This window comes from Priestia sp. P5_B4, from assembly GCF_056400385.1.
This window is the reverse complement of record NZ_JBFULJ010001031.1, coordinates 1-1238: the sequence shown is the minus strand read 5'-3', so window position 1 is coordinate 1238 and position 1238 is coordinate 1. Positions and strand designations below refer to the sequence as shown.

The following is a 1238-nucleotide window of genomic DNA, read 5'->3' as shown; positions in this document are numbered from 1 at the left end:
GCAACCATTTCACCTACCCTTAACTGAAAGGATATATCATTTAGTGCAGTAACTTCATAGCCCTCTCCTTTATAAACTTTAGTTAAATTTTTCACCTCTAAAATATGTTGATTCTTCACGTCTTCACCTCGAAGTAAGTTTTTTTGTAGTGACAAAGATAGTTAACGCTTTTATCGCCTCTCCTTTTGTGAATTTCTACTATATCTAGTACGTTTCAAAATAGGAATAGTTTTACATTTTGAAGAAAATAGGTAAAAAGTTTAAATTATTTACAAGAAAAACAAAAAATGGTGACCGTTAAATGATTGTCTTTCTTTTGCCGCCCATTATCTTCGGTTTGGCATGTACCTATTATTTTGGTCTTCGGAAAGAAGACTGAACACAAACAATTCCTATTTTGCTTTGACTAGTAGTTACGGAAACCAGAGAAGTTATCCATAAGATACTAAAAAAACTGCTGCAGGTAAGCTAATAAAAGCGCAACTTAATGCCACTTTTCAAAAACAATAAAAAAGGCAGCAGCTCAACTTATGAGCTGCTGCCTTTTATTTATAGAAACACGGGAATAACCTTTTAACGATACCAAATCGTTTTATCTTGATATGGAATACGTTTTGATGAAGCTTCTTTATTAGGATGTCCGACGTAAATTAAGCCTAAGAGCTTATCTCCGTCTTCTAGAGATAAAAAGTCATTCAGTTCTGTCTGATAGACAATTTCACCGGTTCTCCAAATTGTAGCCAAACCTTGTTCTTCCGCTACTAATAGCATATTTTGTATGCTTGCCGCTACGGCAGAGATTTCTTCAATTTCAGGCACTTTACCAGAAGGACTTACTGCTACAGCAATAATGACAGGAGCGCGAAGCGGTCCTTTTTTTGCTTTTGTTGTTTTTTTCAACGCTTCTTCTTCACTTAATTGAGCAGTTTTTTGTTTCATAATACGTTCCATTTCGTCTCCTAAACGAACGCGTGAATCCCCTGTAAACACGCGGAACTTCCAAGGCTCTGTCTTTTTATGGTTAGGAGCCCAAGTGCCGGCTTCTAACATAAGGTTAATAGCATCTTCTGATACGTCTTTGTCTTGCATGGCCCCAATCGTTCTTCTAGCTTTAATAATATCTAATACGCTCATGCTTTCTATCTCCTTTTCTACATTCAATTTATTATAAGTATGTATTTGTCTTGAATATAGAATAATTGAAWATCATTCTCACTGTCAAATGTTTTGATTATTAC

At 35.3% G+C, this 1238-nt stretch carries 1 protein-coding gene; it reads right to left on the bottom strand.

The window, feature by feature from the left end; all coding sequences use genetic code 11:
• Nucleotides 1–573: 573 nt before the first annotated feature.
• Nucleotides 574–1134, bottom strand: a complete 561-nt coding sequence (locus AC1DRF_RS28515) for a nitroreductase family protein (RefSeq protein WP_097823366.1) — start codon at nt 1132–1134, stop codon at nt 574–576.
• Nucleotides 1135–1238: the final 104 nt, after the last annotated feature.

Excerpts from the sequence above, each read along its gene's own strand:
- AC1DRF_RS28515 (WP_097823366.1), bottom strand. The coding sequence starts at position 1,134 with ATGAGCGTATTAGATATTATTAAAGCTAGAAGAACGATTGGGGCCATG.